Origin of the sequence: Streptomyces sp. NBC_00433 (assembly GCA_036015235.1) — a bacterium.
In the GTDB taxonomy this organism is placed as follows: Bacteria; Actinomycetota; Actinomycetes; order Streptomycetales; family Streptomycetaceae; genus Actinacidiphila.
Window position 1 is genome coordinate 1,152,626 of the sequence record CP107926.1, and the last position, 25,609, is coordinate 1,178,234.

Annotated in this window: 18 protein-coding genes and 1 pseudogene; 7 read left to right on the plus strand and 12 right to left on the minus strand. The window is 74.1% G+C overall.

Translation table 11 applies throughout. From position 1 onward, the window contains the following. Positions 1-33: 33 nt before the first annotated feature. Positions 34-4,545, minus strand: coding sequence for a cation-translocating P-type ATPase (locus OG900_04475; GenBank protein ID WUH89481.1), 4,512 nt, complete (start codon positions 4,543-4,545; stop codon positions 34-36). Positions 4,546-4,674: 129 nt separating this feature from the next. On the opposite strand from OG900_04475, the gene OG900_04480 reads away from it, so the two are divergent. Beyond that, entirely contained in the window at positions 4,675-5,082 is a 408-nt protein-coding gene (locus tag OG900_04480; protein WUH89482.1) for a hypothetical protein, read from the plus strand. A 30-nt stretch (positions 5,083-5,112) separates the two neighbouring features. Continuing rightward, positions 5,113-6,267, plus strand: coding sequence for a glutathione-independent formaldehyde dehydrogenase (locus tag OG900_04485; GenBank protein WUH89483.1), 1,155 nt, complete (start codon positions 5,113-5,115; stop codon positions 6,265-6,267). A gap of 56 nt (positions 6,268-6,323) precedes the next feature. On the opposite strand, the gene OG900_04490 is transcribed toward OG900_04485, so the two are convergent. Continuing rightward, positions 6,324-7,925 (minus strand): NAD(P)/FAD-dependent oxidoreductase, encoded by a 1,602-nt coding sequence (locus tag OG900_04490; protein WUH89484.1) that lies wholly within the window; start codon positions 7,923-7,925, stop codon positions 6,324-6,326. After that, entirely contained in the window at positions 7,918-8,436 is a 519-nt protein-coding gene (locus tag OG900_04495) for an SRPBCC family protein (protein WUH89485.1), read from the minus strand. The genes OG900_04490 and OG900_04495 overlap by 8 nt, the downstream gene beginning before the upstream one ends. Before the next feature lie 164 nt (positions 8,437-8,600). Between OG900_04495 and OG900_04500 the strand changes: the two genes are divergently transcribed. Together OG900_04500 and OG900_04505 are read left to right on the plus strand one after the other, a co-directional pair. After that, positions 8,601-10,148, plus strand: a complete 1,548-nt coding sequence (locus OG900_04500) for an FAD-dependent oxidoreductase (GenBank protein WUH89486.1) — start codon at positions 8,601-8,603, stop codon at positions 10,146-10,148. 74 nt (positions 10,149-10,222) lie between these two features. Next, positions 10,223-12,502, plus strand: coding sequence for a catalase (locus OG900_04505; protein WUH89487.1), 2,280 nt, complete (start codon positions 10,223-10,225; stop codon positions 12,500-12,502). Here OG900_04505 and OG900_04510 read toward each other — a convergent pair. Both OG900_04510 and OG900_04515 read right to left on the minus strand, forming a co-directional pair. Continuing rightward, the gene (locus OG900_04510) at positions 12,486-12,629 is read right to left on the minus strand and encodes a hypothetical protein (GenBank protein ID WUH89488.1); all 144 of its coding nucleotides are present in this window, start codon (positions 12,627-12,629) and stop codon (positions 12,486-12,488) included. The two genes, OG900_04505 and OG900_04510, sit on opposite strands and share 17 nt — an antisense overlap. A gap of 39 nt (positions 12,630-12,668) precedes the next feature. Next, complete coding sequence (locus tag OG900_04515) at positions 12,669-12,926, minus strand: hypothetical protein (protein WUH89489.1); 258 nt, start codon at positions 12,924-12,926, stop codon at positions 12,669-12,671. Positions 12,927-13,144: 218 nt separating this feature from the next. Between OG900_04515 and OG900_04520 the strand changes: the two genes are divergently transcribed. Further along, positions 13,145-13,708, plus strand: a complete 564-nt coding sequence (locus OG900_04520; GenBank protein ID WUH89490.1) for an ABATE domain-containing protein — start codon at positions 13,145-13,147, stop codon at positions 13,706-13,708. 181 nt (positions 13,709-13,889) lie between these two features. Here the strand turns inward: OG900_04520 and OG900_04525 are convergent, their stop codons facing one another. Next, on the minus strand, positions 13,890-14,624 hold the full coding sequence (locus tag OG900_04525) for an SDR family oxidoreductase (protein WUH89491.1): 735 nt from the start codon (positions 14,622-14,624) through the stop codon (positions 13,890-13,892). 88 nt (positions 14,625-14,712) lie between these two features. On the opposite strand from OG900_04525, the gene OG900_04530 reads away from it, so the two are divergent. After that, positions 14,713-15,309: a TetR/AcrR family transcriptional regulator gene (locus OG900_04530; protein ID WUH89492.1), complete on the plus strand. Its 597-nt coding sequence runs from the start codon at positions 14,713-14,715 to the stop codon at positions 15,307-15,309. 153 nt (positions 15,310-15,462) lie between these two features. Further along, complete coding sequence (locus OG900_04535; protein WUH89493.1) at positions 15,463-16,707, plus strand: hypothetical protein; 1,245 nt, start codon at positions 15,463-15,465, stop codon at positions 16,705-16,707. 20 nt (positions 16,708-16,727) lie between these two features. On the opposite strand, the gene OG900_04540 is transcribed toward OG900_04535, so the two are convergent. From OG900_04540 to OG900_04565, 6 genes and pseudogenes are all read right to left on the minus strand, one after another. Then, on the minus strand, positions 16,728-18,662 hold the full coding sequence (locus OG900_04540) for an alpha/beta fold hydrolase (GenBank protein WUH89494.1): 1,935 nt from the start codon (positions 18,660-18,662) through the stop codon (positions 16,728-16,730). A 157-nt stretch (positions 18,663-18,819) separates the two neighbouring features. Next, positions 18,820-20,604 carry an N-acetylglutaminylglutamine amidotransferase gene (locus tag OG900_04545; protein ID WUH89495.1) on the minus strand — a complete coding sequence of 595 codons (1,785 nt, stop codon included), beginning with the start codon at positions 20,602-20,604 and terminating at the stop codon, positions 18,820-18,822. A gap of 22 nt (positions 20,605-20,626) precedes the next feature. Beyond that, positions 20,627-22,045, minus strand: a complete 1,419-nt coding sequence (locus OG900_04550) for a circularly permuted type 2 ATP-grasp protein (protein ID WUH95608.1) — start codon at positions 22,043-22,045, stop codon at positions 20,627-20,629. A 66-nt stretch (positions 22,046-22,111) separates the two neighbouring features. Further along, positions 22,112-23,191: pseudogene (locus OG900_04555) on the minus strand (glutamate--cysteine ligase). Between the two features lie 477 nt (positions 23,192-23,668). After that, positions 23,669-24,934, minus strand: a complete 1,266-nt coding sequence (locus OG900_04560) for a hypothetical protein (GenBank protein WUH89496.1) — start codon at positions 24,932-24,934, stop codon at positions 23,669-23,671. A 133-nt stretch (positions 24,935-25,067) separates the two neighbouring features. Beyond that, positions 25,068-25,526, minus strand: a complete 459-nt coding sequence (locus OG900_04565) for a MarR family transcriptional regulator (protein ID WUH89497.1) — start codon at positions 25,524-25,526, stop codon at positions 25,068-25,070. Between the last annotated feature and the right edge of the window lie 83 nt (positions 25,527-25,609).

Genomic DNA, 25,609 nt, shown 5'->3' on the forward strand with positions numbered 1-25,609 from the left:
ACGTCTCAAAAGGGCGGTCCCCGGCACCCGGCGTCACGCGCCCGCGGCGGAGGCGGAGGCGGAGGCGGAGGCGGCCATCATGCTGTTCGCGGCGTTCTTCACGGTGCCCCACGCCTCGGTCACCCCTGCCATCACCGGCCCCAGCGCGCGGCGCAGCTCACCGGCGAACGGGGTGAGCAGCGGTGATCCCGCCGTGGCGAGGGCGGCGCAGCCAAGCGCCGTGCTCCAGGCGACCGGCCCGAGGGGTACGCAGCCGAAGAACTGGCTGACGCCCGGGGTCTGGATGACGGCGGCCAGTGCGATTGCGGAGCTGAGCACGGAGCACAGGACCGCCGGACTCCGGCCGCCGACCAGGAGCGTCTGGCCCAGCTGGGTGCCGACCAGCGCGGCCAGCGCGATCGTGCGGGCCCTGGCCGGGCGGCCGGTGAGGCACCCGGTGATCCAGGCGGCGGCCGCACCGGCGGCGGTGGCGGCCGCCCGTACGGTGATCTCGTCGTTGAGCGCGGCGCCGAGGGAGGCGTCGGGGCCCTCCTTCAGGAGCTGTTCGACCGTGTCCGCCTGCGGCCGGCGCAGGGCGATGGCGATCGCGGGGGCGAGGTCGGTGAAGAGGTTCACCAGCAGGAGCTGGCGTACTGTCAGCGGCGAATCGCCGGTGAGCGCGGAGCCGAGCACGGTGAAGGCGATCTCGCCCAGGTTCCCGCCGACGAGGATGGCGAGGGCCTGGCGTACCGAGGCCCACATGGCCCGGCCCTCGATGAGGGCGGCCAGGATCGTCTCCAGCCGGTCGTCGGTGACGACCAGGTCGGCGGCCGCGCGGGCGGCGGGTGTGCTGCGCTCACCGAGCGCGATACCCACGTGGGCGAGGCGGATCGCGGGCGCGTCGTTGGTGCCGTCGCCGGCCATGGCCACGGTCCGGCCCAGCCGCTGGAAGCTCTGGACGACGCGGACCTTGTGGGTGGGGGTGCCGCGCGCCACGACGCCGACGGCGGGCAGGAGTTCGTCGAGGGCGTCGTCGTCGAGCCGGTCGAGTTCGGCTCCGGTGACCACGCGGCGGCCGTCGAGCACCTCCAGCTCGCGGGCGATGGCCTGAGCGGTCTGCGGGTGGTCGCCGGTGATCATCACGATGTGGACGCCGGCCTCGGACAGCCGGCGCACCGAGCGGGCCGCGCCACTGCGGACCTGGTCGGCGAGCAGGAGGAAGCCGAGGAAGTCCAGGCCGGCCACGGCGTCGTCGTCGAGTGTGCCGCCGGGTGCGTCGCGGTGTTCCGCGACGGCCAGGACGCGGTGGCCGGCTGCCGCCAGCCGGTCGGCGCGGGCCAGCAGCCGTTCGGTGTCGAGAGGCCGGCCGCGGTCGGTGGCGCAGCGCCCGACGACCTCCTCCGGCGCCCCCTTGACCGACAGCACCCGGGTCCGGCCGCCGCGGCCACGGGTGGCGTGATAGCCGCGGTTGGACTCGAAGGGCAGGTTGGCGCCGCTCCGCCACCCGGGGGCCCCGGCGGAGGTGCGGACGGCCGCGCGCTGCGCGCCCTCGGTGACGGCACGGTCGGTGAAGTGCTCCAGCGGGCGGCCGGCGCGGGCCCGCGGGGTGGCCCGCAGCGCGGCGGCGAGGACCGCCCGGTGGTCGTCCGGCAGGCTCTCCACCGGGCGCCGGACACCGTCGGCCTCCACGCCGGCGAGTTCGATCCGGCCGTGGGTGAGGGTGCCGGTCTTGTCGAAGCACAGCACGTCGGCACGGCCGGCCGCCTCGATGGTGCGGGGATCGCGTACGAGCACGCCCTGTGCGGCGAGCCGCCGTGAGGCGGCCAGCTGGGCGGCGGAGACCAGGAAGGGGAGGCCTTCGGGAACGCTGGCGACCGCCAGGGCGACTCCCGCGCTGACGCTCTCCCGCAACGGGCGGCCCCGCAGCCGGCCGGCGGCGACGACGGCGCCCGCCGATCCGAGGGCGAGCGGGAGCGTGGTGCGGGTGATGGCGGCGAGGCGCCGCTCGACACCCACCGTGGCGGCCGCCTTGCCCGCGGCCGGCGCCGCGCGCCCCGTCTCGGTGTCGGCGCCGGTGGCCACGACGACGGCGGTGCAGCGGCCGGTGGCCACCGTGGTGCCCTCGTAGAGCATGGAGGTGCGGTTCGCGACGTCCGCCGCGAGGACCGGGTCGACACCTTTGACGACCGGCATCGACTCGCCGGTGAGGGCGGACTCGTCCAGTTCGACGCCGCCGCCGTCGAGCAGGCGGCAGTCGGCTGGCACGATGTCGCCGCCGGAGAGGCGGACGATGTCGCCGACGACGAGCTCCCCCGCCCCCACCGTGTGATCCGACCCGTCGCGCACGACGACGGCCGGGGTCTCTGACCGCTCGTGCAGGCGGTGCACCTCGCGCTCGGTGAGGTGGCGCTGGACACCGCCGATGACACCGGACAGCACGGTCACGCCGACGACGAGGGCGGCGTCCGTGGCGCCGCCGACCGCCGCAGACAGCACGGCGCCGCCGAGCAGGATGGGGGTGAGCGGATTGGCCAGTTCGGCGGCCACGGACCGCGGCAGCGAGGGCTGCCGGGGCCCTCCGCTTCCGGGCGCGGCCCTGCGGGCGGCCTCCTCCCCGGTCAGCCCGCCGGCGCTGCCGCCGGTGCGCTTCAGGACGGTCTGCGGGGGCATCGCGTGCCAGGGCTCCCTGGCGGGCAGGACGTCCTGCGGGCGGCGGAGGAATTCGACGGCGGCCCAGGCGCCGTAGGCGATGCCGAGCCCGGCGGCCCAGTTGACGGCCGCCATGCTCCGGACGGCGGGGCGCCGAGCCGTGCCGGTCAGCGCGGTGGTGGCGCCGATCCCGGCGGCGGCCTGCGCCAGCCTGACGCCGCGCCGGGAGACGGTCCTGGCCGGCCCGCAGGCGTCGGCGAGCAGCAGCGCCTCGCGTGCGGACCCGACGTGCACATCCGCTCCCCAGGCCGGCACGCCGTCCGCGCCGGCGACGCCGACGCCGAGGTCGGCGCAGGCGAGGGCGGTGCGGTCGCCGGAGACCACCAGGACACCGCGCCCGTCGGCCTGGAGGCGGCGAGTCGTCGCGGCGGCGGCCTCATCCGCCGGGGCGAACTCGTCGGCGTCCGGTACGAGGACGGCGGCTCCGGGACCGGTGGCCACGATCCTCAGCCGGGAGCGGCGGGCGGCCCGCACCAGCAGCCTGGCGGCCTCGGGCTCCTCCCGCAACGCCTGGACGACGGCCATCAGCCGGTCCCCCTGTGCCAGGGCGAGCAGCAGGGCGCCGTCCCGGGCGAGACCAGCGGCGGCCCGCTTCCCGGTGCGGCCGCTCACCGGCAGCCGGTCGAGCGGACCGAGCCGCCAGCCGTCGTCCTCGGCGACCAGGCACGGGTCGTGCGGGTCGAAAAGCCGGTGGGCGGTCGCGGTGAGGGGCCCGGCGGCGGCGTCCTGGTCCAGTGGGACGAGGTCCGCCAGCCGGTGGCCGGCGTCCCCCAGCGACGCCGTGTCCAGCAGCAGGGTGCCGATGCGGTCGAGCCGGCGCAGTGCCCGGGTGTCGTGCACGGGGGTGCCGCGCCTGCTCAGGGCGCCGCTGACGACGCAGGCGAAGCCCTCACGCGCCACCACCGGGGCTTTGGGAATCGCGGAGAGCGCGGCCGCCGCGGCGGCCCGGGGGCGGCGGCCGATCGCGAGGACGCCGGCGAAGGCGGCGCCTGCCACGTAGGCGGCGCGGTCCGCGTAACGTTCGACCGGCCCTTTCGCCAGCGGGGTCTCGCGCGCCGGGAGCTCGGGCGGCAGCCCGGCCGCGGCCTGCTCCCGGGCGCCGGTCAGACCGGGTTCCGCGTGGTGCCAGGCGGTGCGGGCGGCGTTGAGTTCGGCGGCCCGCATGCCGTGCCGGACGGCGTCGACGGTCAGCCCGAGGACTCCGCCGGCGCCCGCCTGGAGTACGGCGCTCAGCACGGAGAGCACGAGTCCGGCGTTGTCGGGGCCGGCGACCGACTCCACCAGCCGGCGCAGCCGGGGCTCGAAGTCGATCTCCGGGATCACCGCCGCCACCTCGGGCGGCACGGGCGGCAGCCGTGCGTACCGGACGAGCGCGGCGACGGGCAGCGCGGCGGCATGGAGGGCAACGGACACAGCGGCCTTGCCCGCCGGTCGGGGCCCGGCCGGGTGGGAGGTGGGGAGCGGCTCGCCGTCGGCTCCGTGGGCCCGCTCGATCTCCTCGATGAGCTGCAGGAGGTCGTCGAGGAGGGCCTCGTCCTCCTCCGGTCCCCCGGTGGAGACGACCACCGCTTCCAGCGCCGCGTTGACGGCCGCCCACTCGACCGCCGGGTGCGCGGCCAGCCCCCGCTCGATCTCCCGGGCGATCCGGCCTGCTCTCGGCCCCCGCAGCCCGCGGACGGCCAGGTGCCGGCGGCCGCCCTGGGACACCCTCACCCGGGCCTTGCCGTCGGCCGACGGCACGCGGGCAGCCGTGGTCCCGCCGGTGACCAGGGAGTGGGCCGTGACCAGGCAGGCGGTCGCGGTGGCGACGGTCGCCTCCACGACCCCGGTCAGCAGCCCGACCCCAACGATCCTCACCGTCACCGTCCGCAGTTGGCCCAGAGGTGAAGAGGTACCCCGGCGCGACGGCGACAATTACCATCTGATCCCGTTTATACACATATAGCCGTGGTAGGGACCAAGACGGGGGCGAAGGAGACGAGACATATGGCGAACACCACGAGCGCAGGCCAGAAGCGGAAGGCGTCGAGCAAGGCGTCGCGGGCATCGCACAAGACGGCACCGCGTGCTTCCGGCCCCGAGAAGTCCACGCCCGGCACGAGCCGCCGGACCTCCGACACGGCAGAGGGCCGCTCGGCGGCCCAGGGCCTCCACATGCACAAGGCGCACGCCTCGATCCCGCTGCCCTACGTGACGCCGGGCGACCTGTCCGCGAACGTACGCGCCGCCGGCGAGTCGATCCTCCCTGACATGAGCCTCCCCTCACCCGAGCGCCTCGCCTTCTACGGCGGCCTCGGCGCGCTCGCGCTCGTCGGCGCCGTGGAGTGGCCGGTCGCGGCCGCCATCGGCGCCGCGACGGTGGTGGCCCGTCGCGGGAAGCGGGAGAAGGCCTGAGGGCGAGAGGCGACGACCGAGGAGCGGACCATGAGAGCAGTCGTGTACAACGGGGCCTTCGACGTCGCCGTCAAGGAGGTCCCGGACGCCCGGATCGTGCAGCCGAACGACGCGGTCGTACAGATCACCACGACGAATATCTGCGGATCCGACCTGCACATGTACGAAGGCCGCACCACCGTGGAGCAGGGGAAGATCCTCGGCCACGAGAACATGGGCATCGTCTCGGAGGTCGGCCCCGGGGTCACCCGGGTGAGGGTCGGCGACCGGGTGTCGGTGCCGTTCAACATCGCCTGCGGGTCCTGCCGCAACTGCCTCGACGGCCTGACCGCCTTCTGCCTGCGGCTCAACCCCACCGAGGGCGTCGACGGAGCAGCCTACGGCTACGCGAACATGGGCCCCTACGACGGGGGCCAGGCCGAGCTGCTGCGCGTCCCCCACGCCGACTTCAACCTGCTCGAACTGCCCCCGGGCAACGGCCACGAGAACGACTTCACGATGCTCTCCGACATCTTCCCCACCGGCTGGCACGGCACCGTGCTGGCCGGTCAGCGCCCCGGTGACCGCGTCGTCGTCTACGGAGCCGGGCCGGTCGGCCTGCTGGCGGCGCACAGCGCCGTGATCCGCGGCGCCGCGGAGGTCTTCGTCGTCGACAAGGAGCCGGACCGCCTCGCGCTCGCCGAGTCGATCGGGGCGGTGCCGGTGGACTTCAGCGAGGCCGACCCGGTCGAGCAGATCCTCGACGCCACCGACGGACGGGGCGCGGACTGCGGGGTCGAGGCGGTCGGCTACCAGGCCCACGACCCGGCGGGCCGCGAACACCCCGAACTCGTCCTGGACGGCCTGGTCAAGGCCGTCCGCACCACCGGCGGCATCGGCGTCGTCGGCGTCTACATGCCGTCGGACCCGGAGGCCTCCGACGAAGGCGCCAGGCAGGGCCGGATCGGCTTCGACTACGGCACCTTCTTCACCAAGGGCCAGCACATGGGCACCGGCCAATGCCCCGTCCTGCGCTACAACCGGCGGCTGCGCGACCTGATCGTCAAGGGAGTCGCCAAGCCGTCGTTCCTGGTCTCCCACGAACTCCCCCTCGACCAGGCGGCCGAAGGTTACCGCCACTTCGACAACCGCGACGACGACTGGACGAAGGTCCTCCTGCGGCCGTCCTTCGCCGGCGCGATGTAAGCGGACGGCAAGGGGGCGGCGCCCGCCGGTCGGCGGGCGCCGCCCCCTTCGCGTGCTCAGCCTCCGGCCAGGGCCCGCTGCACACGGCTCATCAGCGCGTTGGCCGCAGGCAGGCGCAGTGCCGCTCGGGCGGCGGAGGCGCCGGGGGCGCCGTGGACACCGCCGCCGGGGTTCGCGGAGGCGGATGCGAGGAAGAGCGCGCGCACCGGCGTCTCGGGGCGCCCGAGACCTGGTACGGGCCGGAAGACCAGCTGCTGGTGGAGCGCGGTGGTTCCGCCGCTGATCGCCCCGCCCTGGAGGTTGGCGTCCAGGGCCTGCAGCGTCGGGGGCGCCAGGATCCGCCGCTCGCGGATCAGCCCGCGGAAGCCCGGTGCGTAGCGCTCCACCTGGGCCTCGATCCGATCGGCCATGACGCTCTGCTCGCTGTCGTCCCACCGGCCGGTCAGCCCGGCGTCCGCCGCGTCGCCCTCGATGACCTGCGGTACGTGGGTGTACGCCCAGGCGGACTCGGTGCCGGCCGGTGAGCGGGTGGAATCCGCCGTGGTCATCTGCCCGAAGAGGGCGAACGGCCGCTCCGGCACCTGCCGGGTCGCGATCTGCGCCGAGAAGCGCGTCAGATCGTCGACGCTGTCGGCGAGGTGGACCGTTCCCGCGCCGTGGGCGGCCTCGGCCGTCCACGGCACGGGGCCGTCCAGGGCCCAGTCCAGCTTGAAGGTGGAGAGGTCCCACTGGAAGCGGCGCAGCTGCCGCCGTACGCCGTCCGGCACGTCGTCCGGTTGCAGCAGGTGCCGGTAGAGGGTGGGGAAGGGCACCGCCGCGAGCACCGCGCGCCGCGCCGGCACCTCCTCCCCCGCCGCGGTGCGCACCGCGACGGCCCGGCCGGAGCGGACGACGACGGAGCGTACGTCCTCCCCGCAGCGCACGGTGCCGCCGCGGCGCCGCAGCCGGCTGACCAGCGCGTCGGTGAGCGCGCCCGCGCCCCCGACCGGTACGGGGAAGCCGACGGACTGCCCGAGCATCGACATCAGCCACCCGAAGGCGCCGCTGCCCGCGGACTCCGGTCCCAGGTCGGCGTGCAGCGCGTTGCCCGCGAGCAGCAGCCGGGCGCCCTGGCCGGCAAAGAACTCCTCGCCCATCCGCCGCACGGGAAGCAGCATCAGGCGGGCGAATTCCAGGCCGGCGGCCGGCCGCAGCCGGGCCGCGAGTCGCATGCCGCCTCGGACGGGCGGGAAGGGGGTGAAGAGGGAGCGCAGCAGGTCGTCGCCCACCCGCTGCCACAGGCGGTGCATCTCCTGCCAGGCGGCCCCGTCGCCCGCGCCGAAGGACTCCGCATTGCGCATCGTGTCCCGCACGTCGCGGCTCAGCGCCGCGCACCGGCCGTCCGGCAGCGGATGCGCGAGAACGGTCGGCGCGTGGCTCCACCGCAGTCCCTCGTCCCCCAGGGACAGCGCCTCCATCACCGGCGAGACGGCCGCCAGCGGGTAGAAGGCGCTGAAGACGTCGGTCACGAAGTCGGGGTCCACGCCGCGGTCGCTGCGAGCGGCGCCGCCCGGCAGCGGCTGGGCCTCCAGGACCTCGACGCTCCAGCCGGCGTCGGCGAGTACGTTCGCCGCCACCAGACCGTTCGGACCGGCCCCGATGACGACAGCGTCAGGCATGGCCTTCCTTTCCGCTGCCATGGGGGCGCGAGGCGGCGGCCCGGCCTTCCGGGGCCGCCGGAGGGCCGTCGGCCGTTTTCGGCCCGCGCTCCACGACCGCGGCCAGCCGGGCGAGCATGCGGCGGTGGCGCAGCTGCAGCAAGGCGTCGAGCGCGCTGTTGTGCAGCAGGCCGCCGGACCCGGTCAGCGGATGCTCGTCCGCGATGACCAGGCTGTCCCCGCCCCACCGGCGGATCTCGATGTCGACCCTGGCGGTGCCCAGCGGCCCGCTGTCGATCTCCAGGGCGAGCCGCTCCGGGCGCCGCTGCTCGCGCACGACCGTCGTGCCGTGCAGGGACCACGGTCCGGCCCGCACCGTGTAGCGCAGGGTGGAGCCCTCCTCGGGCCAGTCGCCCTCGCCGACGCGGGAGTCGGACGTACCCGGCACCCACCGCACGTACAGTTCGCGGTCGGCGAGCACCGACCACACGTCGTCGCGGGGGCGCCTGATCAGTTGGTGGCGGATCGCCATGGGGGCCTCCCGGAAGTGCCGATACGGTGCGGCTCCCCTCTGCTCACCCGACGAAACGTCCCATTATGCACGGTTCGAGGAGGGCGATCCCGCGCGGTCGGCCACCCGGATGAAACCGGTCCGGCGCCACGCGTGGCGCCCGTAGGAAGGGGAACGCGCTGGTCATGCCGAACCACGACGCACTGCCCGGCGCCGACGAGTCGTACTGGATGAGCAGCACGGACTCCACCCGCTTCGCCCCCCTGGCCGACGACGTCACCGTGGACGTCGCGGTCGTCGGCGGCGGCGTCGCGGGCCTGAGCACCGCCTGGGAGCTGGCCGAGACGGGGCACTCCGTCGCCGTCGTCGAGGCGGACCGGATCGCGGCCGGCGTCAGCGGCTACACCACGGCGAAGGTGACCGCCCAGCACGGCCTGGTCTACGAGCGGCTGCGCCGCACCCGCGGTCCGGACGCCGCACGCCTGTACGCGCGCTCGCAGCAGGAGGCCGTCGACCGGGTGGAGGAACTGTCGGCGGCCCTCGGGATCGACTGCTCCTTCGAAAGGGCGCCCGCCTTCGCCTACACGCTGGACGGCGACGCCCTTCCCGCGCTGAAGGCGGAGGCGGCGGCGGCCGAGCAGGCGGGGCTGGCCGCGCGGTACGTCGAGCGGACCGACCTCCCCTTCGCGGTGGCGGGCGCGGTGCGGATCGACGGGCAAGCGCAGTTCCACCCCCGCGCCTACCTCCTCGGGCTCGCCGCCGCCCTGACGACCAGGGGCGGCACGATCTACGAGCGGACGCGGATCACCGGGCTCACCGAGGGCGAGCCCTGCCGCCTCACCACGGAGTCCGGCGCCACCCTGACCGCCGGGAAGGTCGTGGTGGCCACCCACTTCCCGGTCTTCGACCGCGCCCTGCTCTTCGCCCGGCTCTCCCCGCGCCGCGAACTCGTCGTCGCCGCCCCGCTGGAGGCCGACGCCGCGCCGCAGGGGATGTACATCACGGAGGACGAAGGCAAGCGCTCCGTACGCACGGCCCCGCTCGCCGACGGACGGCGGCTGCTCATCGTCACCGGGGAGAGCTTCACACCCGGCGCCGGCGGCCACGTCGGGGAGCGCTTCCGGCGGCTGGACTCCTGGATGCACGAGCGGTTCCCGGCGGCTCCGACCGCCTACCGGTGGGCGGCACAGGACCTCGATCCCACGGACACCGTCGCCCTGGTCGGACCGCTGCACGCCGGAGCGCGGCACACGTACGTCGCCACCGGATTCGGCGGCTGGGGCATGAGCGGCGGCGTCATGTCCGGGCGGCTGCTCAGCGAACTGGTCAACGGGCGCCGCCCCGACTGGGCCGACCTCTACGACCCCCGCCGGATCGCACCGGTCCTCAAGGAGGCACCCGCCCTGCTGCGCCGGCAGGCCGACGTGGCGCGGCACTTCGTCGGCGACCGGCTGCGCTCCACACACACCGACTCCGTCGCCGACGTCGCCCCCGGCACCGGGGCGGTCGTCCGCGTCGACGGCAGCCGGTGCGCCGTCTACCGCGACCAGGACGGCGCCGTCCACGCCGTCTCCGCCCGGTGCTCCCACCTCGGCTGCCTGGTCGCCTTCAACGCCGCCGAGACCACCTGGGAGTGCCCTTGCCACGGCTCCCGCTTCGACGTGGACGGCGCGGTCCTCCAGGGCCCGGCGGTACGCCCCCTGGAACCCCGCGACGTCGGCCGACCGGACTGACCGCAGGCGCGATTGTCCAGGCGCCGCCGCCCACCGCGGTGGCGTAGCTCCAGCAAGCGATCGGAAGACCCCTGATGAGCGAGAAGAAGAACCGCGTGGCTGCGGCCGCCGACAAGATCGCCGACAAGGTGCAGGAAGCCGTCAGGACCGGCAACGAGATCCCAGGGGCACCCGGTCCGGTGCCGCCGGCCGTGGACGAGCCGACGGAGGCGTCCGGCCCGCTGCCGCCGAAGCACGACCAGCGCGGCCCGGAGACGTACAGCCCGACCGGGCAGCCGACCAAGACCCCGCAGAAGAAGGTCGCGCAGGGCGGCGACCGGCTCACCACCGCGCAGGGTGCGCGGCTCCACGACACCGACCACTCGCTGAAGGCGGGCCCGCGCGGACCGGTGCTGCTCCAGGACCACCACCTGCGGGAGAAGATCACCCACTTCGACCACGAGCGGATCCCGGAGCGGGTGGTGCACGCCCGCGGCGCCGCCGCCCACGGCGTCTTCCGCGGCTACGGCGCCGCCGACCGCATCAGCCGGGCGGCCTTCCTCGGCAAGGACGTGGAGACACCGGTCTTCGTGCGGTTCTCCACCGTGCTCGGTTCGCGCGGCTCGGCGGACACCGTGCGGGACACCCGGGGCTTCGCGACGAAGTTCTACACCTCCGAGGGCGTCTTCGACCTGGTCGGCAACAACATCCCGGTCTTCTTCATCCAGGACGCGATCAAATTCCCCGACGTCATCCACGCAGGCAAGCCGCACCCGGACCGGGAGATCCCGCAGGCGCAGAGCGCCCACGACACCTTCTGGGACTTCGTCACCCTGCACACCGAGGCCACCGCCCACACGCTGTGGAACATGTCCGACCGCGCCATCCCCCGCTCGTTCCGGATGATGGAGGGCTTCGGCATCCACACCTTCCGGCTGGTCACCGCGGAAGGCGCCACCACGCTGGTGAAATTCCACTGGAAGCCGAAGCTCGGCGTGCACTCCCTGGTCTGGGAGGAGGCCCAGCTCACCAGCGGCATGGACCCGGACTTCCACCGGCGCGACCTCGCGGACGCCATCGAGGCCGGCGCCTTCCCGCAGTGGGAGCTGGGTGTGCAGACCTTCCCCGACACCGACGACCAGATGTTCCAGGGCATCGACCTGCTCGACCCGACGAAGATCGTGCCCGAGGAGCTCGCACCCGTCCAGCCGATCGGGCTGATGACGCTGAACGCCAACCCGTCGAACTACTTCGCCGAGACCGAGCAGGTCGCCTTCCACCCCGGCCACCTCGTCCCCGGCATCGACGTCACCGACGACCCGCTGCTCCAGGGCCGCCTCTTCTCGTATCTCGACACGCAGATCAGCCGCCTCGGCGGCCCCAACTTCGGCCAGCTGCCCGTCAACCGCACGCACGCCCCGGTCAACGACATGCTCCGCGACGGCATGCACCAGAGCGCCGTCCACCGCGGGGTGGCGCCCTACCGCCCCAACTCCCTCGACGGCGGCTGCCCCTTCCTGGCCGGCGCGGACACCGGCGCCTACATCGAAGTCCCCGCCGAGGTCCCCGCGAGCCGCAAGGTCCGGGAGGCGGCGGCGTCCTTCGACGACCACTTCAGCCAGGCCCGGCTGTTCTGGCTGAGCATGACCCCGACCGAGCGCGAGCACATCACCGCCGCCTACACCTTCGAGCTGGGCAAGTGCTACGAGACGGCGATCAAGCAGCGCGCGCTGCTCGTCCTGGCCAACATCGCCACCGAACTGTGCGAGCAGGTCGCCACCGGCCTCGGGCTGCCGGCACCCGAGGCGACCGTGACCCTCACCGACCCGCAGCCCAGCCCCGCGCTGTCGCAACTGGGCGCCAGTTGGCCCCTGGACGGCCGCACCGTCGGCATCGTCACGGCGGCCGGACAGGACCTGGACGGCGTCCGCGAGGTCCGCCAGGCCGTACTGGACGCCGGAATGGTCCCCCTGGTGATCGCCCCGACCGGCGGAGAGACCGGCACCGGCGACGACACCCTCACCGTGCAGCGCACCTTCGCCACCGCCCGGTCCATCGAATTCGACGCGCTCGTGATCGCCGGCGCACCGGCCCCGGGGGCGGACGCCTCCGGCGCCCGGGACGCCAAGGTGGACGACAGCGCGGCCGCGGCGGCGGACATCGACCCCCGGATCCTGCTGATGCTCGCCGAGGCCTACCGCCACGGCAAGGCGCTGGGGGCGTGGGCCGGCGGGACGGACGCCCTGGGCGCGGCCGGGATCGCCACCGACGCCCCCGGCGTGGTGACGGCCGACGACGGGAGCGCGGTGTTCGAAGGCCTCACCGGGCTGCTGTCCCGGCACCGCGCCTGGGACCGCTTCACCCCTGCCGGCTGAGGGCGACCGCGTCGTCGGCCGAGGCGGGGAGGGAGACCACCGGGTGCCGGCGCCGGCCTTCCCCGACGGACAGCTTGGCGCAGTCCCACGGGTTCAGCAGCGCCGGTGTCCGCCGCCGACCGGCCATCAACCGGTGTGATCCCCCGGCCTGCCGGGGTGGCGGGGGTCAGGCAGCGGCGGCCACCGCCTGATCGCACTCGCTGCAGAACTCGTGCACCCCGACCGACGGATACCAGGTGTCGAAGGAGTCCAGCGGCTGGTCCTGCTGGTGCTTCACCAAGTCGTCGGTGCTGATCCCGCACATGGTGACCGGGCCCGGCAGCCCGAGGTCGCCCTCGGCCGGTGCGGCGTGGACAGGGCCGACCCCCTCGACCGACTCCATCCGCTGCTTGGCCGGTTCGTACACGACCGCGTATCCGTTCATGCCGCCGAGGCTAGGCACAGGGGGACGAGGCTGCCTGCGCTGGCGGCCATCCGGACGTACGACCGCCACAGCTTCCTGCCCGACGTGGTGCGCGGGCCGTCCGGCCGAACGGCCCTCACGTGTGGATACCGCTCGGTTCCGTGGACGCCGCGAGCACGGAACCACCTCGACCGGCGACGTCTCTTGCACCCCGGAATGTCACCCGTCAGACTGGTGATGTGAATCTTGACCATGTTTTCGTGTGCGGGCACCCGGCCCTCGACTTCGCGGCCACGCTGCGGGCCCGGCGTTCGACCCGGTTCGAGATGTTCGCGACCCCGGAACGGCTCGACGCGTGGTTCTTGGAGTCCGGACTCGTGGACACGATCACACCGGGCGAGGAGCACGACGTCCGTCAGGCGACGGCGCTTCGCGAGGCCGTCTACCGGCTCGTCACCGACCGCCGCCTGGGTGAGGGGTTCGACCCGGAGGCGCTCGGCGCGGTCAACGCCGCCGCCCGGGAGGTCCCCGTGACGCCGCAGCTCACCCCGACCGGGCGGCGCACCGAGGCCACTCACGCGCAGGCGCTGGCGACCGTCGCCCGGCAGGCCGTCGAGCTGCTGAGCGGCGACGACGTACCGCTGATGAAGGAGTGCGGGAACCCCGAGTGCACGCGCGTCTACATCGACCGTTCCCGCGGCATGCGCCGCCAGTGGTGCGGCATGGAGTCCTGCGGCAACAAGATCAAGGCCGCCGCATATCGCGCCCGCAAGAAGAGCGCGCCCGCCGTGGCCGCGCACTGACACCTGACCTTTGAGGCCAGGGCCTGTCATGGCCGTCACCGCTGCGCCCACGCACGTGAGGACGACCGGTCCTGACCGACCCTGCCCTCACCGACTGGCGCACCGTCCCTGCTCGAACCCTCCCCGGCAGTCGGCGGTCCGGCCTGACAGCCGATCAGAGCGGGGTCGGGGCGCCCTGCGGTCAGACCTGGGCCTGGCCTCCGTCGACGAACCAGTCGGCGCCGTTGACGAAGCTGGAGGCGTCCGAGGCCAGGAAGACCGCCACGGCGGCGATCTCGTCCGGGCGGCCGATCCTGCCGAGCGGCACCTCCGCGGCGAGCGGGCCGAGGTCCGGCCCCAGGGCGCCGATCAGGCCCGGGGTCTCGGTCGGGCCGGGGCTGAGCACGTTCACCCGGAACTTGCGTTCCTGCGAGCTGAGGGCCCAGCTGCGCACCAGGTTGCGCAGTGCCGCCTTCGACGCGCCGTAGATTTCCAGGCCCGGTCCGGCGCGGAGGGTGTTGGTCGATCCGGTCACCACGATCGAGGCGCCGTCCGACAGCAGGGGCAGCGCCTTCTGCACGGTGAAGATCGTGCCCTTCACGTTCGTGCCGAAGGTGGCGTCGATGGCGTCCTCGGTGATGTCGCCGAGCCGCTGGGGGATGGCGCTGCCCGCGTTGGCGACGAGCACGTCGATGCGCCCCGCCTTCTCGCGCACGACCGAGTAGAGGTGATCGAGGTCCGCCTGCACCGACACGTCGGCCCGCACCCCGGTCGCCGCCGGGCCGATCTCGGCCACGGCCGCGTCGAGCGGGTCCTGGCGGCGTCCGGTGAGGAACACCTGCGCCCCCTCGGCGGCGAACCTCCTGGCGATGGCGAGCCCGATGCCGCTGTTGGCCCCGGTGACGACCGCCACCTTGCCTGCGAGTGCTTCCGTCATGCCGCGCTCACTCCTCAGTTCTTGACTAGGTCGTCCACAAAGCTAATCATTATGGACGAGCGAGTCAAGAAAGCGTAGACTTCCCGGCATGGCGCGACCTCGGAAATTCGACGAGCAGCAGGTACTGGACACCGCCCGGGAGCGCTTCTGGGCGGGCGGGTACGCCGCCACGCGCATGGATGACATCGCCACCGCGACGGGCCTGGGCAAAGGCAGCCTGTACGGCGCGTTCGGCGGAAAGCAGGAGCTGTTCCACCGCGTGTTCGACGAATACTGCCGCTCCGTCGTCGACGCCACGGCCCAGCAGCTGCGCGGCGACGACAAGAACGCGTACGCGCGGCTGTCCGCCCACGTCCACGCGGTGGCCGCGGCTACCGCCTCGGACACCGCCCAGCGCGGATGCCTGCTGGCGAAGGGCGCCGCCGAGCTGGCCGAACACGACAAGACGGTGGCCGAGCGGGCGCACGCGGCCATCGAGGAACTGCGCGCCCTGCTGGAGGACGACATCGCCGCCTGCCAGCGCAACGGCGACCTCGCCGCGGACGCGGACCCCGGGAAGCTGGCCGCGCTGGTGCTCGCCGTGCTGCGCGGCATCGAAGCACTGGGCAAGGCCGGAGCGGACGAGGAGACGCTGGCGGACATAGCCCGTACCGCCCTCGCCGTCCTGCCCCGCCCCACGGCCTGACGGCCCCACCAGGCCACGCCGTCAGGCCCCTCGCCTGTGGCTTCCGTCCTCGCGGGTGCCGGGCCGAAGCCGAACCCGGCCGTGGGGCTGGGCGGCCCCCGGGCGGGCGGGCTATAAACGGTCCTGACGTGATGTCACCACCGGGGGGCGGGGATGGACCAACTCAAGGCGTTGGAGCCGGAGCGGATCGGAGCGGTCTTTCGCCCGCCCTCACCCGTCACGATCCGGCGGGCGGCGCGCCGGCTGCGCGGACTGCCGCGGCCCGCCCGGCGGGTGGTGCGCCCGGTGCTCCACGTGGTCTACCTGCCGTACACGGCGAAGACCAAGTTCCTGCTGATCAGTCTGGCCGCGTCCATCGCACTGCTGGGGCTGGCCGACGCCGCCGGTGCGCTGGTGTCTCCGGCCGGAGCGGGCCGGCAGTGGGCGTTGAATTACCACCTGGCCGACAATGCCGAGCCCAGCAGGGTCAGCCTGTCCCTTTTCCAGGATCCGGCCGGTCTGATCGAGCTCGCGGTCGTCCTGGTCACGCCGATCTTCTGCTGCCAGCAGGTGAGGGCGATCGCCGACTTCGTCTCCATGAACGAGCGCAACGGCGGCGCCATGCACCTGACTGTGCAACAGGTCCGGGACCTCGACCGGCTGGTCGGCAGGACCAACAAGTGGTTCGCCGCACTCGGCCGCCGGGACGTCTCCGCGGCTGTCGCCGTGGCCATGGCGGGCGGCACGGCCGGGCTGTACGGCTTCATCAACAGCCACGGCCTGATGCAGTCATGGAACGCGACCGCGCTTCCCGATGCGGTCTGGCGCTCCGAGGTCTACGCCGGCTGGTGGGCCAACCGGCACACCCACCCCGAACTGGCCGTCGCATTATGCCTGGTGGGCACATACGCCTTCTACTTCCTGGCCAAGCAACTGGCGGTAGGCGTCATATTCGCCGGCTATCTGAAGCGGTCCGCCGCACTCGGCTTCGGGGTGACCCCGAACATGAACTTCGACAGCGACGGCTTCTCCGGACTGCGGACCCTGCGCCAGTTCATGCTGTGGACCTACGGCTCCGCCCTCTCCCACATGGCAGGCCTGCTGGTCCTCTTCACGGTCTGGCTGCCCGCCGCGCCGTGGATGCTGTTCACCGTGGTGGGGGTGATGGTGGTGGACATGCTCGTCATCGTCTATCCCTCGTCGATCGGCTACCACTTCGCGCTGCGCGTCAAGCAGGACTACGTCCGAGGGCTGTACGAGAGCAACCGCACGCCCGCCGACCGCGACGCCGAGATCGCGAAGGTGTGGTCCTCCCCCGTGCTGCCCGTCGGGACGCGCAGGGCCATGACCGGCATCACCCTCTACCTTCTCGTCCCCGCGCTCCTCTCCCTCGTCCCCGGGCTGTATTCAGGGCTGTGACCTGACGTCCGCCGACGCCCTCAGGCGGTCCAGCGGGTCAGCCACTGCCCCGCGGCGGCGTGGAGGCGTTCGCGGTTGGCGCGGCGGGCCAGGTCGTGGCCCTCGTCGGGGAAGACCAGCAGCTCCGCGGTGGCGCCGAGCCTGCGGGCCGCACGGACGAACCGCTCGGACTCGCCGGGCGGCACGTTGGTGTCGAGGGCCCCGTGCACGGCGAGGAGCGGCGCGCGCAGGGCCCCGATGTGCGTCATCGGCGACAGCAGCGCGAGCAGCGCGTGGTCGTGCACGGGGTGGCCGTACTTCACGGCGGCCGACTCGGCATTCCACGGCTCGGTGTCCGAGAAGAAGGTGGCGAAGTCCGAGATGCCGCTCACCGCGACACCGGCCCGGAAGAGGTCGGGGTGCCGTACCAGGACCGACATCACCAGGTAGCCGCCGTAGGAGCGGCCCATCACGGCCAGCCGGTCCGGGTCGGCGAGCCCGGCGGCGACCAGGTGGCCGGCGCAGTCGGCCACGTCGTCGATCGCCGCGAAGCGGCCCGCCCCGAGGTCGGCGGCGAGGAAGGCGCGCCCGTGGCCCGCGGAGCCGCGGACGTCGGGGGCGAAGACATGCAGGCCGCGGGCGAGGAGCGCCTGGTACAGCGGGTCGAGTACGGGCCGCTCCTGGCTTTCCGGGCCGCCGTGCAGATGCACCACGCACGGCCCGGCGTCCGGGACGCCGGGCGCCCGGTGGAACCAGCCCGACAGCGGCAGGCCGTCCCGCGCGGCCAGTTCCAGCAGCAGCGGCGGTCGCGGAGCCGGGGAGGCGGGCGACGACGGCGGGCGGTGCCAGGTCCACGCGGTGGGAGCCGGCTCTGCCTCCGGCTCGGCTTCGGGGGCGGCGACCCACACGCCGGGCGGCCGGACCGACGAGGACAGGGACAGCAGCAGTCCGCCGGTCGCGGCGGGCTCGGCGCGGGTGACGACCTCGTGCGGCAGCCGGACCTCGCGCACCGCGCCCAGGGTGCCGTCCGCCCCCAGCACGGCGGTCCCGAGGAGGCTGCGGCCGCCGCGGTTCCACACCAGGGCGGCCCGCCGGCCCGCCGGGTCGGTCGCGAACAGCTCCAGGTCGGCGTCGGGCCGGGCGGCGGCCTCGACGGTCCGCTCCGGGGCGCCGTCCGCGCCCAGCTCGACGGCGAGCAGCGCGGCGTATTCGCGGTCCTCGTCGCTGCGCAGCCACAGGGTCCTCGCGTCGGGAGAGAAGCGGCCCACGCGCGGGTCGCCGTCCGCGGCGGGCAGCAGGCAGGTCTCCCGGCCCGCGGCGGTGTCGAGCACGACCGCCTCACGGTGGCCGCGCGGCCCGCGCCGCAGCAGGATCCAGCGGCCGTCGCGGGACACGTCGCACACCCTGAGGGTGGCGGACCCGGTCTCGGCGGCCACCCGGCGGGAGGCGGCCCGGCCGTCCGGGTCGACCAGCGAGGCGATCAGCAGGCCCTGTTCGGTCGCGCTCCGGGCCGCGGCGGTGTGCGCGTCCGCGGGCCCGGGAGCGGGCGCGTCGCCGCCGGCGGCGACGGCCTCGGTGACCGCGAGGGCCGTGCCGTCGGGCGTCCAGCAGCCGAAGGAGGCGGCGGCGGGCGACCCGTCGCCGGCCAGGACGCGGTGGCCCGAGCCGTCCGGGCGTACGCAGCGCACCACGGTGTGCTCACCGCCGCCGGGCGACGAGGTGTACGCGATCCACCGGCCGTCGGGCGACCAGCTCACGTCGGTCACCGGGTCGGCGCGGTCGTCGAGCAGCCGGGGCTCCGCGTCGCCGTGCGCGGCCAGCCACAGCTGCGGTGTGCCTCCCCGGTCGCACACGAAGGCGGCGAGCCCGCCGGTGGGATCGGCCGACGCCGGTCCGCAGCGGTGCGGCGGTACGGCGGTCCCGCCGTGCGGGGAGGTGTCCGCAGGCGCGGAGCCGGTGTGCGCGGTCGTGCTCATTCCACTCCGTTGGTCGATGCGCTCCGTCGGTCGGTGCGCCCCACTGGCCTGTACGCCACTAGTCGGTACGCCGCGTCGCCCGGCGCACCACGCGACGCTACCGCCGCCCGGCCGCCGGGCGTCGCGGCCCGGCGGGGACGTACCGCGGCCGTGCCGTTCAGGTGACCCCCTGGGCCTGCAGCCAGATCTCCAGCAGCGCCGCCTGCCACAGCGCGTTCGCGCCCAGCGTGGTGCGGTGCTGCTCGGGCGCGCTCAGCAGCTCGCGGAGGTAGTCGTCGCGGAAGATCCCGCGGGCCCGCGCCTCGGGGGCGCCGAGCGCGTCGCGTACGCGCTCCAGCACGGGTCCTGCCATGTGGCGGATGGCAGGTACGGGGAAGTAGCCCTTGGGCCGGTCGGTGATCTCGACCGGCAGCAGGGTCCGGCCCGCGGCCTTCAGTACGCCCTTGCCGCCTTCGGCGAGCTTCAGCTCGGGCGGGCAGGCCGCGGCCAGTTCGACGAGTTCGTGGTCGAGGAAGGGCACCCGGGCCTCCAGGCCCCAGTCCATCGTCATGTTGTCCACCCGCTTGACCGGGTCGTCCACCAGCATGACCTGGCTGTCCAGCCGCAGCACCGCGTCCAGCGCCGCGTCGGCGCCGGGGCGGGCGAGGTGGTCGCGCACGAAGTCGCCGGAGGCGTCGCCCGGCAGCAGCACCGCGGCGTCCACCATCCGGGCCAGCTCGCCATGGGGTCGGTCCACGAACACCCGGCCGTACATGGCGGCGGCCTCGTCCCGCGCGATCCCGGCCATCGGCGGGTACCAGTCGTAGCCGGCGAAGATCTCGTCGGCGCCCTGGCCGCTCTGCACGACCTTCACATGGCGGGAGACCTCCCGGCCCAGCAGGTGGAAGGCGACCACGTCGTGGCTGACCATGGGCTCGCTCATCGCGAGGACGGCGTCGTCCAGGGCCCCGGGCAGCTCCCGCGACGGTATCGAGATGCGGTGGTGGTCGGTGGAGTAGCGCTTGGCGACGAGGTCGGACCAGGTGAATTCGTCGCCCGACTCGCCGCCCTCGCTGTCGAATCCGATGCTGAAGGTCGACAGGCCGGTCGCGCCGGCCTCGGCCAGCAGCGCCACCACCAGGCTGGAGTCGAGGCCGCCGGAGAGCAGCACCCCGACCGGCACGTCGGCGACGGTACGGCGGCGCACCGCGGTGCGCAGCGCGTCCAGCACGGCGTCCCGCCAGTCCTGGGCGTCCATGCCCGCGTGCTCGGGCAGCCGGGCGTAGGGCGGGTTCCAGTACAGGTGGTCGGTCTCGGTGCCGTCGGGCTCGATCACCCGGACGGTGGCGGGCGGCAGTTTCCGCACCCCCGCCAGGATGGTGCGCGGGGCGGGCACGACGGAGTGGAAGCTGAGGTAGTGGTGGAGCGCGACCGGGTCGAGCGCGGTGTCGACGTCACCGGCGGCGAGCAGCGCGGGCAGGGACGAGGCGAAGCGCAGCCGGCCCGGCCGGGCGGCGAGGTAGAGCGGTTTGATGCCGAGCCGGTCGCGGCCCAGGACCACCCGGCCCGTGTGGTGTTCCGCGACGGCGAAGGCGAACATCCCGGCGAAGCGGTCGACGCAGTGCGTGCCCCATCGGCGGTAGGCGTGCAGCAGCACTTCGGTGTCGGAGGCGGAGTGGAAGCGGTGTCCCAGCTTCTCCAGTTCGTCGCGCAGTTCGCGGTGGTTGTACAGGCAGCCGTTGAAGACGACGGTCAGCCCGCCGTCCGGGTCGGTCATCGGCTGGTCGCCGCGTTCCGACAGGTCGATGATCTTCAGCCGGCGGTGGCCGAGCGCCACGGCGCCGTGCGACCACAGGCCGCGCCCGTCGGGGCCGCGCGCCGCCAGGCGGTCGGTCATCCGCTCGACGGCCGCGAGGTCGGGGAAGGTGCCGTCGAATCTGATCTCGCCGCTCAGCCCGCACATACGTACCTCCGGTCCGGGCGGCTCATGACGCGCCGCGCAGTATCCATGTGTCCTTGGCGCCGCCGCCCCGCGAGGAGTTGACGACGAGTGAGCCGCCCGCCGCGACTCGGGTCATCGCCGACGGGAGCACCGTGGTGGTCAGCCCCACGGCGCCGAGGCCGTCTCCTTCCCGCTCGGCGCAGACGAACACCCGGAGGTCCACGACCCGCGGTTCGAGGCGTTCCCCGTCGAAGGTGGGGTGGCTGGTCAGCTGCACGACGTCCTGCGCCACCCACGCGTGCGGGGAGACCAGCAATTCCGCGCGCAGCCGGGCGAGTTCCTCGGGCGAGGCGTGCGGTCCTATGACGACCCCGGCGCCGCCCTGGCCGCCCACCGGTTTGACGACCAGGTCGGCGAGCCGGTCCAGGACCTCGTCCAGGACGCCGGGCTCGCCCGGCAGCAGCGTCGGCACCTGGCGGAGCAGCGGTTCCTCGGCCAGGTAGTAGCGGATCAGCCGCGGCACCATGGCGTAGAGCGCCTTGTCGTCGGCGATGCCGTTGCCCACGGCGTTGGCGAAGGTGACCCGCCCGGCCCGCGCCGCCGCGAGCAGGGCCGGCCACAGGGGTGCGCCGTCGGCCCCGTCGGCCTTGGCCAGGTCGTCCTCGTCGATCCGCCGGTAGACGACGTCGAAGGGCAGGTCGTCGTAGGAGGCCCCGTCGGGTCCGGTACGGCTGCCGCGCACGGCGTGCACCCGGCCCTCGCGGACCACGAGGTCGCCGGTGGTGTGCAGCGCGCAGCCCATCTCCTCGGCGAGGGTGCGGTGTTCGTACCAGGCGGAGTTCTCGGGGCCGTCGCTGAGCAGCATCAGCCGCGGTTCGGGCACCGGCGCCGCCGAGCGCAGCACGCGGGCCAGGGTGGCGGGGACGTCGTCGACGCCGAGCACGTGCGGCCCGGGGACGACAGGCCCCAGCCGCCGCGCCGCGTGCGCGTAGGCGATACCGGACGGCACCCGGAGGTTGTCCTCCAGGACCAGCCAGCCGTGGGCCGCGTCGCGCACCAGGTCGATGCCCGCGATGTTGACGCGGACGGTGCCGGGCCGCCCGGGAATGCCGGCCGCGCCCTCCACCTGCCTTTCCGGCAGGAAGCGCGGCGCGACCACCTCGTCGCGCAGGACGGCCTGTTCGCCGTAGGCGTCGTGCAGGAAGGCCTCAAGGGCGCGGACCCGCTGGCCGAGCCCGGCTCGCAGCGCCTTCCAGTCGCGGGCCTCGATGAGCCGGGGCACGGTGTCGTAGGGGAAGACGCGGTGCGTGTCGTCGTGGTCGGCGCGGAAGCGCACGCCGAGTGCTTCCTGGCGCTTGCGCAGGTCGCGGGCCGCGCGTTGCAGGCCGGGGACGCCGGCGCGGTCCAGCGCGGCGAGCACCGGGCGGTAGAGCGGCCGTACCTCGCCGGTGACGTCGACCATCTCGTCGTGGTCGGCGCGGTAGCCGAGCAGCAGACCGCCGTGGTGCGGTTGCTGGTCGAGTTCGCGGTCGCCCGCGGTGCGGGCCACGAGCATGCCGACCGCGGCAGGCAGGCCGTCGGTGTCGGCCACCCGCCTGATGTGGTGGGCGGCGCTGCCGAGGCCGAGTGCCTCCTCGGTCAGTTCGACCACGTCCGACCAGTCGCCCAGGCGTTCGAGGACCGGGCGCAGCCGGGTCACCAGTGCCCGCACCACGCGCGGCGCCGGGCGGGGCAGGCCGTCGGCGGGGTGCACGAGGTCGCCTTCGAGGCCCGACCTAGCGGCCCGCCAGGTCGCCGCCCGCAGCCACGTCGTGCGCTCGCCGTCGCCGCGGCGGCCCGCCGCGACGGCCTCGCACGCCTCGACCACCAGCGCCCGGTAGAGGCCCGCGATCATCACCGCGGTCTCCGCCCGGGGAACGGCGTCGCAGATGCGCAGTTCGAGGGTCTGCAGGTGCGCCGAGGGCCGGACGTCGTAGTAGACCATGCCGGCGTCGCTGATCACGCCCGATCTGACCAGGTCCGCGATGGCCTGGTCGTAGTGCTCGGCGGAGCGGAAGTGCCCTGCGGGGCCGGTGGTGGGCCAGCGCTGCCACAGCAGGGTGCGCCAGCTGGCGTACCCGGTGTCGGAGCCGAGCCAGAAGGGTGAGCTGGCGGACAGCGCCAGCAGGGTCGGCATCCACGGGGAGAGCAGGCTCATCGCCAGGATCCCGGTGTCCCGGTCGGGTACGTCCACGTGCACCTGGAGCCCGCAGATGAGCTGTTCCTCGGCGACGACCCGGTAGTTCTCGGTCATCCGCCGGTAACGCGGGTCCGCGGTGGCCTCGATGGTGCCCAGCCGGGCGAGCGGCGCGGTTCCGGCGGCCACGATGCCCAGGCCCAGCGGCGCGGCGGCGTCGCGCAGCGCGCGGCGGGAGGCCCTGACGTCCTTGAGCAGGTCCGCGAGCGAGCGGTGCGGCCTGCTGTTGGCCTCGACGATCGACTGCTGCAGCTCGGTGGTGAAGCCCCGCTCGGGCAGCCGGTCGAGGACCTCGCGGGCCCGCGGGACCAGCGCTCCCGACTCCAGGTCCACCACGTGGAATTCTTCCTCGACTCCGACGAGTTCGGCCATGCCGTCTCCATTTCACGTGAGTCCGGGCACGGGTTCAGCAGACGCTGCGGGAGCACCCGGAACCTGGGATCGCCGCCTGACCGCACCGCGGTGTGCGTCTTCTGCCCGCGTATCGGGGCTGCAAGAGAGGTCGTGGACCGCACTCGCTCCCGGAGGTGGCCATTCGGGGGCTGTCGCCGCGCCGTTGCGGTGGGTGTCGAGTGCGCGGACGCCGCCGGGCAGGGCGGCGGAGCACCTGTCCTGCCCGTGGCCGCGCGGAACACGACGGTCCGACGCCACTCGTCGAGCCGCGTTCGCGCCTGCGGGCAGGTGCTGTCCCAGAAGTGTCGGGCCACGCACGCCCTGTGGCAAGACGCACCCGGCATCTGATGGCGCACGCGCGGCGGCCCCGGGCACTCTGCCCGGGGCCGCGGTGGCGGGTCCGTGGTGCGCCGGCCCCCGGCCGGTGAGGCGCGGGTGGCGGGCCTTGCCGCCCTGTCAGCAGGTCGGGACGCCCGGCAGCCAGGCCTGCGGCACGTCGATGTAGATGTTCGAGATGTAGCCGCCGTATCCGGGCAGGTAGGCCCACCCGTCGTTGCTGTAGCCCTCGGCATTGACGAGCTGCCCGTGCACCTGGCAGCTGACGGTCACGTTGGTGGGTCCTGCCAGGGTCGCCACGGTGGTGGAGCCGGTGTTCGGCTGGGAGTGGATGCGTACGCCCGTGCCCCAGGTGGTGAAGGGGCTTCCCGAGCTGCCGCCGCTGGTCCACAGGTAGGTGACGGTCACCCAGCCGTTGTTGTTCAGGCCCACGTTGTAGAAGGTGCCGTCGGCGAGGTCGATGCCCGCGGGGTTGGAGACGGTCCGGCCGAAGCCGTCGTGGCCGCCGTTGTAGCCGTTCTGGTACGCGGCCTGCGCCTCGGGGAGCCCCTGGGCGAGGTCGCCGAAGCTCTGCCGGACCGAGGACGGGTTCCAGTAGTCGTCCTGGGTGTTCCACGGGCCGACGTCCCAGACGGGCGCGGTCTCGCAGCGCACCGGGCCGCAGACCTGCACCGAATACTGCCCGCTGCCGTTGGGTGACAGGCCCCGCCGTGAGGGCAGGGCGACGAAGTGGTCGCTGGGGGCGATCACATGGCCGTTGGCGGTGGTGCCGCCCACCAGGCCCTCGCGGGTGGCGTAGACGGTGGCGCCGAGCGCCGCGGGCCGGGCGACGGCGTGCGGGGCGGCGGTCCGTTCCGCGTGCAGGCGCAGGCCCCGGACGCGGGCGCCCGCGGTGGGGTCCTGCAGGGTTATCCGGCTCTGGACTGCGGTGACCTCGACCGGCAGGTCGGCCGGGGCGCCGGCGGTGGCCTCCCGCCACTCCGTCCAGCTGCCGTCGGCGGCCCTTCCCCGTACGTCGACGACGGCGCTCGCACCGGCCGGCAGGTCCGCCCGCAGGTCAGCGGTGACGCGGTCGACCGGCGCGGACAGGGTGTGGGCGGGCTCCGTCTGCGAGGCGAAGCCGGCGGTGGCGCCGCCCGCGGCGGCGGGGTGGAAGGCCCGCGACGCCACGCGCAGGGCCCCGGCGGTGTGGACGAGGTTCACCTCGTCGGCCCCGGCGGGCCCGAGGTCCACCGTCCATCCGGCCGAGGAGGTATCCGGGGCACGCGGCGCGGAGGCGGCGGCGGGCAGGACCCCGCCGAGCAGCAGGGATCCGAGCGCGGCGGCGACGAGGAGCAGCCGCGGGGCGCGCGGGGGCGGAGTGTCTCCTGAGAATGATGTGTACATGGCGATTGACGGTACTGGTGGGGACGGGGCCCGCCAAGAGCACCTCCGGCGACGAACCGATGACGTCGTCCCCGGAGGGGGTGCCTGACCGGAGGAACGGACCGCGGCGCCTGCCGGGGCATCGGCCCGCGGTTCACGCGTGCCGTGCGTTCAGGCGTTCGGTGATGAGGGTCAGTACGCGGCCGGCGGTCAGCAGGTCCTCGGCCGGGATGCCCGCGTAGGCATGCCCGATCGCCTCGCTGATGCCGGACGAGATCCGGTCGTGGACCGCCTGGCCCGCGTCGGTGAGCGCCACCCGCGTGACGTCGTCCCCGGACTCCGCCAGCAGGCCGGCGTCGGTGAGTTCGGCCAGTGCCGTGGCGGCCGCCGCGAGGTCCGTCCTGAGCGCGTCGGCGACCCTCCCGGCCAGCCGGTCGCGGCCGGCGGAACCGCCCGCGGCGGCGGTGAACTTCAGCCCGACCCACTGGGTCATACCGAGGCCGGTGGCGGTCAGGAGCCGCTGCAGGATCGGCGCGTGGGCGTTCTCGGCCCGGCCGAGGATCTGCGGGTTGAGCGACAGAGCGGAGCTGGAGGGTGCGGCGGAGGTGGTCACGGGAGACTCCCAGGTCGCTGGCCGGCTGGACGCTTCCCCATAAATGTTAATGGCACTAACGTTTATTGCACTAGCGTACGTAC

What these genes read in the sequence shown, in the direction of transcription:
- OG900_04540 (WUH89494.1), bottom strand. Translation starts at nt 18,662, where the DNA reads ATGAGCACGACCGCGCACACCGGCTCCGCGCCTGCGGACACCTCCCCG.
- OG900_04500 (WUH89486.1), top strand. Translation starts at nt 8,601, where the DNA reads ATGCCGAACCACGACGCACTGCCCGGCGCCGACGAGTCGTACTGGATG.
- OG900_04515 (WUH89489.1), bottom strand. Translation starts at nt 12,926, where the DNA reads ATGAACGGATACGCGGTCGTGTACGAACCGGCCAAGCAGCGGATGGAG.
- OG900_04495 (WUH89485.1), bottom strand. Translation starts at nt 8,436, where the DNA reads ATGGCGATCCGCCACCAACTGATCAGGCGCCCCCGCGACGACGTGTGG.
- OG900_04525 (WUH89491.1), bottom strand. Translation starts at nt 14,624, where the DNA reads ATGACGGAAGCACTCGCAGGCAAGGTGGCGGTCGTCACCGGGGCCAAC.
- OG900_04550 (WUH95608.1), bottom strand. Translation starts at nt 22,045, where the DNA reads ATGGTCGACGTCACCGGCGAGGTACGGCCGCTCTACCGCCCGGTGCTC.
- OG900_04510 (WUH89488.1), bottom strand. Translation starts at nt 12,629, where the DNA reads ATGGCCGGTCGGCGGCGGACACCGGCGCTGCTGAACCCGTGGGACTGC.
- OG900_04480 (WUH89482.1), top strand. Translation starts at nt 4,675, where the DNA reads ATGGCGAACACCACGAGCGCAGGCCAGAAGCGGAAGGCGTCGAGCAAG.
- OG900_04490 (WUH89484.1), bottom strand. Translation starts at nt 7,925, where the DNA reads ATGCCTGACGCTGTCGTCATCGGGGCCGGTCCGAACGGTCTGGTGGCG.
- OG900_04545 (WUH89495.1), bottom strand. Translation starts at nt 20,604, where the DNA reads ATGTGCGGGCTGAGCGGCGAGATCAGATTCGACGGCACCTTCCCCGAC.
- OG900_04535 (WUH89493.1), top strand. Translation starts at nt 15,463, where the DNA reads ATGGACCAACTCAAGGCGTTGGAGCCGGAGCGGATCGGAGCGGTCTTT.
- OG900_04505 (WUH89487.1), top strand. Translation starts at nt 10,223, where the DNA reads ATGAGCGAGAAGAAGAACCGCGTGGCTGCGGCCGCCGACAAGATCGCC.
- OG900_04530 (WUH89492.1), top strand. Translation starts at nt 14,713, where the DNA reads ATGGCGCGACCTCGGAAATTCGACGAGCAGCAGGTACTGGACACCGCC.
- OG900_04485 (WUH89483.1), top strand. Translation starts at nt 5,113, where the DNA reads ATGAGAGCAGTCGTGTACAACGGGGCCTTCGACGTCGCCGTCAAGGAG.
- OG900_04560 (WUH89496.1), bottom strand. Translation starts at nt 24,934, where the DNA reads ATGTACACATCATTCTCAGGAGACACTCCGCCCCCGCGCGCCCCGCGG.